6 protein-coding genes and 1 pseudogene are annotated in these 5,240 nt (G+C 58.9%); 2 read left to right on the plus strand and 5 right to left on the minus strand.

Features of this window, described 5'->3' with window-relative positions; genetic code table 11:
• Together B2W52_RS02535 and B2W52_RS02540 are read left to right on the plus strand one after the other, a co-directional pair.
• Nucleotides 1–242, plus strand: a pseudogene (locus tag B2W52_RS02535) (MlaD family protein); the annotation flags it as partial.
• Complete coding sequence (locus tag B2W52_RS02540; RefSeq protein ID WP_273069351.1) at nt 239–892, plus strand: ABC-type transport auxiliary lipoprotein family protein; 654 nt, start codon at nt 239–241, stop codon at nt 890–892. The pseudogene B2W52_RS02535 and the gene B2W52_RS02540, both read left to right, overlap by 4 nt.
• Here the strand turns inward: B2W52_RS02540 and pgsA are convergent.
• From pgsA to B2W52_RS02565, 5 genes are all read right to left on the minus strand, one after another.
• Nucleotides 825–1,403 (minus strand): CDP-diacylglycerol--glycerol-3-phosphate 3-phosphatidyltransferase, encoded by a 579-nt coding sequence (pgsA, locus tag B2W52_RS02545; RefSeq protein ID WP_053115089.1) that lies wholly within the window; start codon nt 1,401–1,403, stop codon nt 825–827. The two genes, B2W52_RS02540 and pgsA, sit on opposite strands and share 68 nt — an antisense overlap.
• Before the next feature lie 7 nt (nt 1,404–1,410).
• Nucleotides 1,411–3,273, minus strand: a complete 1,863-nt coding sequence (gene uvrC / locus B2W52_RS02550; RefSeq protein WP_286801126.1) for an excinuclease ABC subunit UvrC — start codon at nt 3,271–3,273, stop codon at nt 1,411–1,413.
• On the minus strand, nt 3,257–3,919 hold the full coding sequence (gene uvrY / locus B2W52_RS02555) for a UvrY/SirA/GacA family response regulator transcription factor (RefSeq protein ID WP_008174467.1): 663 nt from the start codon (nt 3,917–3,919) through the stop codon (nt 3,257–3,259). The genes uvrC and uvrY overlap by 17 nt, the downstream gene beginning before the upstream one ends.
• A 99-nt stretch (nt 3,920–4,018) precedes the next feature.
• Nucleotides 4,019–4,270, minus strand: coding sequence for a hypothetical protein (locus B2W52_RS02560; RefSeq protein ID WP_273069346.1), 252 nt, complete (start codon nt 4,268–4,270; stop codon nt 4,019–4,021).
• Nucleotides 4,271–4,354: 84 nt separating this feature from the next.
• A partial coding sequence (locus B2W52_RS02565; RefSeq protein WP_286801128.1) for a methyl-accepting chemotaxis protein occupies nt 4,355–5,240 on the minus strand: 886 nt, incomplete at its 5' end.

The following is a 5,240-nucleotide window of genomic DNA, read 5'->3' on the forward strand; positions in this document are numbered from 1 at the left end:
TTCTGCAATCCATGGACAAAGCACTCGCGGTAATTACCACCACCATGGCGCGGATTGATGAGCTGACCCGTAACAACCAGGGGGCAATGGATGCCGGTCTCCAGGGCATGGGAGAGTTGGCGCCCGCACTGCGGGAGCTGAGGGCAACCCTGAGGAGCCTGAACCAGTTTACTCATCGCCTGGAGCAGGATCCCACTGGCACCCTGTTCGGCAATGAAACCATGAAGGAGATGGCACAGTGACATTGAGGTCAATCAGAAACCTGACACTTCTCCTGGGTGCTGCCTTTGCCAGTGGCTGCACGGTGTTTCCGAACCCGGAGCCACCGAGGGTTATGGACCTGGCAGTGGTCCAGGCGGCTCCAACGGCGGAGCAACCGGTTCAGGCATCCCTTCGCGTTGATACACCCTACGCCTCAGAGCCTTTTAACGGATCGCTGATTCTGGCCAAACCCACGCATCAGGAGTTCCGGGCCTACGAGGGAACCCGCTGGCGGGATTCGGCACCGGTGGTGGTTCGGGATATGCTGGTCAGCAGCCTTCGTCAGAGTGGCGCCTACGCGAATGTTATTACGGATACCAATCCGGCACAGGCTGAGTTGACCCTGGTCACCGAACTCTCGGCATTTCATTCGGAAACCCCGGAATCCGGTCCGCAGGTGGTTATCGAGCTGCACCTGCAGATGATTCACAACCGCTCGCGGGCCAGGCTGTGCACTCGCTCTGTGCGGGTTGTGGCACCGGCATCAGGCACATCGGTTGACCAGATTGTTGAGGCCTTCGGAACCGCTGGCAGCAATCTGGCCGCCAGGGTGATTGAATGGGCTACGACGTGTGACTATCCGTCTGACCTGAGGCCTTCTCCGGGAATAGATCCGCCCAAGCAGCCTTGAGGTAGAGGCCCATGGACCAGAGGGTGAGAATCGCGGCGATATAGAGCAACGCCAGGGCGACATTGGCCCAGAGTACACCGGGAGGAAACGCCAGAAGGCCGACAATAGCGGCCATTTGCGCGGTGGTCTTGATCTTGCCGATGTACGAAACCGCCACGCTGGCGCGGCTGCCGATTTCCGCCATCCACTCCCGCAAGGCGGAAATGACTATCTCACGGCCGATGATAACGGTGGCCGGAATCGTCAGCAGAATCGCCGAGTGCTCCTCGATCAGCACAGCCAGTGCAACGGCTACCATGAGTTTGTCCGCGACCGGGTCCAGGAACGCGCCGAACGGGGTGCTCTGGTCGAGTTTGCGGGCCAGATAACCGTCCAGCCAGTCGGTGGCCGCCGCCAATCCGAAAATGGCCGCGCTCACGAGGTAGCTCCACCCCACCGGAAGATAGAAAATCACCACGAACACCGGAATCATGATGATGCGGGAGAGGGTGAGGATGTTTGGTAAATTCATGCTGTCCTTACTCGTCGTGCAATGCTGCGTATATGGTTTCGGCCAGTGATTTGCTGATGCCCTGCACTTTGGTCATCTCATCAACCCCGGCCTTGCGGAGTTCCTGTATTCCGCCAAAATATCGAATCAGGTCGCGACGCTTCTTCGGCCCCACGCCCTCAATGCCTTCCAGTGTAGACTGCCGGCGCTTTTTGTCCCTCCGGGCCCTGTGCCCGGTAATAGCAAAACGGTGGGACTCATCCCGGATATGCTGGATCAGGTGCAGCGCTGGCGAATCTGCCGGCACCCGGAACACATCCCCGGTCATCGCATCAATAAGCTGCTCCATGCCTGCACGACGGGTCACGCCCTTGGCGACACCGATCAGCGGGATATCGGAAATCTCTAGTTCATCAAAAACTTCCCGGGCAATATTCAACTGCCCCTTACCACCGTCTATGAAGACCAGATCCGGGCGTTTGCCCTCGCCGGCCACCATCCGCTTGTAGCGACGGGAAAGCACCTGGCGCATGGCTGCGTAATCATCGCCGGCCGTAACCCCCTCGATATTGTACAGGCGGTAATCACTCTTCACGGGGCCATTCTCATCGAAAACCACGCAGGATGCGACGGTATTTTCCCCGTGGCTGTGGCTGATATCGAAACACTCCATGCGTGACGGCGTCTCCGACAGCTCCAGAAGATCCCTCAGGGCCAGCAGGCGCCGGTATACGGTCTCCTTGCTCGCCAGGTGAGTGAGCAGGGTCTGGCGGGCGTTGGTCATGGCCAGTTCCAGCCACCGGCGGCGTTCACCGCGAACATTGCCCCGAATCCGGGTTTCCCGGTTTGCAGACTCGCTGAGGGCCTGGGCCAACAATTCCTGGCCTTCCACCTCAACCGGCACCAGGATATCCCGCGGAATCTCCCGCCGGGTGTTGCCGCCGAAATAGTACTGCCCGAGGAAGGCACTGAGCAGTTCGCCCTCGGTCTGCTCGATGGAGTAGCGAGGGAAGTAGTCCTTGGTGCCGAGCACACGGCCACCGCGCACGATGATCACTACGATGCAGACGATACCCGCGTCCTGGGCAATTGCGATGACATCCGCATCGCCGCCCTCACCGTCTACCGACTGCTGTTCCTGGACATGGCGCAGATGATTGATCTGGTCGCGATAGGCCGCCGCTTTCTCGAACTCCACGTTCTTGGAAGCGGCCTCCATGGCATTCATCAGATCGTGGAGGATCGCAGGGTTTTTCCCCTCCAGAAACATGGTCGCGTGGCGGATGTCCTGCTGGTACTCCTCGGGCGTAATGTATTCAACACACGGTGCCGTGCAGCGGTTAATCTGGTACTGCAGGCAAGGCCTCGTGCGATTCCTGAAAAAGCTTTCACTACAGTTTCTTATGCGGAAAATCTTCTGTAACACATTAAGACTTTCCTTGACCGCACCCGAGCTCGGAAACGGCCCGAACCAGGTGCCGCCACCCTTTTTAGTGCGCCCACGACGGAACGTCAGCGAGGGGTAATCGCTATGCGACGACAAATAGATATAGGGATAGGACTTATCGTCACGGAGCAGGATGTTATAGGGCGGCCGTAACGATTTGATCAGGTTCTGTTCGAGCAGCAGCGCCTCGGTTTCACTGCCGGTAATCGTCACTTCGATAGAGGCAATCTTGCCCACCAGGGCTTCGGTCTTGGGCGCCAGACCGGTCTTGCGGAAGTAGCTGCCAACCCGTTTTTTAAGGTTGCGGGCCTTGCCCACGTAAAGCACCGAGCCACCCTCGTCGTACATTCGGTAGACGCCGGGCCGCTCGGTCAACTGTTTCAGGAAGCTCTTGCTGTCAAACTCCCCGATGTGGGTGCTCTCAGGGTCAGACCTTGTCGGCATCAAGCAACCCGAGCCGCACTGCCATCAGGGCCAATTCGACATCACTGGAAATTTCCAGTTTCTCGAAGATCCGGTAGCGGTAGCTGTTCACGGTTTTAGGGCTCAGGCACAGCTTGTCCGAAATGTCCTGCACCTTCTGGCAATCCACCACCATCATCGCTATCTGCATTTCCCGCTCGGAAAGCCGGTCGAAAAGCGAGAGCTCGCCGTCCTCGTCCCGATCGCCGCCGCCCAGTTGCTTCAGGGCCATCTTCTGGGCAATTTCCGGGCTGATATAGCGCTGGCCTGTGTGAGCCATACGAATGGCGCGGACCATCTCTTTGATATCCGCGCCCTTGGTGATGTAGGCGGTAGCACCGCTTTGCATGACGCGCGTCGGATAGGGGTCGTCCGCGCAGGCGGTTACCACGATCACGCGAATGGAATCATCAATGCGGAGGATACGACGGGTTGCCTCAAGGCCTCCGATACCCGGCATGCGGATATCCATGAGCACAATGTCCGGACGCTCCTGGCGGACGAAATCGATGGCATCCTCTCCGGATGGCGCCTGCCCGATGACTTCAATGTCCGGGTTGTCAGCCAGCATCCGGGTAATACCGGACCTCACCAGCTCATGGTCATCTACAACCAGTACCCTGATCAAAATTCACCTCGCACACGGCTTTCGGAAAACAGCGCGATTGTAACGTTTAGTTCCTGCCCCGGGTAGGTGCAAACACAAATACCGTGACACACCTGACGCCTAAGCCGGCACACCCAGCCCGGCGGTGTTTTCCACGGGATCGAACCAGACCACCAGATCGCCCCGGCGCACCGCAGACATTACCCTGCTCTGCTCGCCCATCGGGTTCTCGGTGTCGTTCAGTCCGTGGTATCGGGTGCAGTACTCTTCCACCAGGCCCTGGAGCTGGTCTTCGGTCAGCAACTCTTTGTCGACAACGAATTTTTCCTGTCTGGGGTCTTGCTCGGGCTGGTTTTCGGCGCTGTCGGTCATACTACCTCCTTTGACGCCACCATGTTACGAGTTATGGTGGCGAGGTAGAAGCCCGGAGGGGGGATCCGGGCAAACAATCCTTGATCAGGCTGGTTCTGCGGCCGTTCGGAAACGTGCGATCAATTGTCGCATTGAGACCGACTCCTGCCTGAGCGCTTCGCTGATGGTCCGGGTTTGCTCGACGGTTTCAATGAGGAAATCGGCGCTTTCGTCCAGCGCTGTTGAACGGCGGCCTACCCGCCCGATCTCGTCCCGTTGAAACGCAACCGCAGAGCTGATCTCGGCGCTGTGGTTCTCAAGATCCACGAACTGGCCCTGCAGGGATTGAAGGTGTCCCTTGAGGGCAGCCAGATGCTCTCGGTTGCTGCTGCCGGCATCGCGCATTTCCTCCAAAAGCGCATCGACGCTGCTTACGCCGGATACGAGGTCCTGCACCCACTGGGAGATATCCCGGGTAGAGTCGGAGGTGCGACGGGACAGGGTCCGAACCTCATCGGCTACAACGGCAAATCCACGACCGTGCTCCCCTGCTCGAGCCGCTTCGATCGCTGCGTTCAGTGCCAGCAAGTTGGTCTGCTCGGCAATATCGGCAATCACTCCGATGACCTGCTCAATCTTGCCCGTGGATTCGTTAAGGGCATGAATGGATCCTGAAACGCGCGAAATGACATCCACCGTATGTTCCGCGGCGCCCTCGCTGGTGGTGAGTCGATGCTGGACTTCTTCGTTGGCCGCCACCGCCGATTTCACAGTACTGGCAGACTCATCTGTGGCTCGCTCGATGGCCGAGGCCTGGTCCGCAATGGCGGCCATGGATTGGCTGACGTCGTGGATCTGCTTTCGGGTTTGCTCGGAGGCGGACTGGAGGGATTCCGCACCGTTATCCAGGGCGCCGGAACGCTCATCCAGACCACCGGCAGCCGACCGGATGTCTGCGATGAAATGCTCGAACCGGGAAACCAACCCACCC

The sequence above is a fragment of the Marinobacter sp. UBA2498 genome (assembly GCF_002341575.1).
Classification (GTDB): domain Bacteria; phylum Pseudomonadota; class Gammaproteobacteria; order Pseudomonadales; family Oleiphilaceae; genus Marinobacter; species Marinobacter manganoxydans.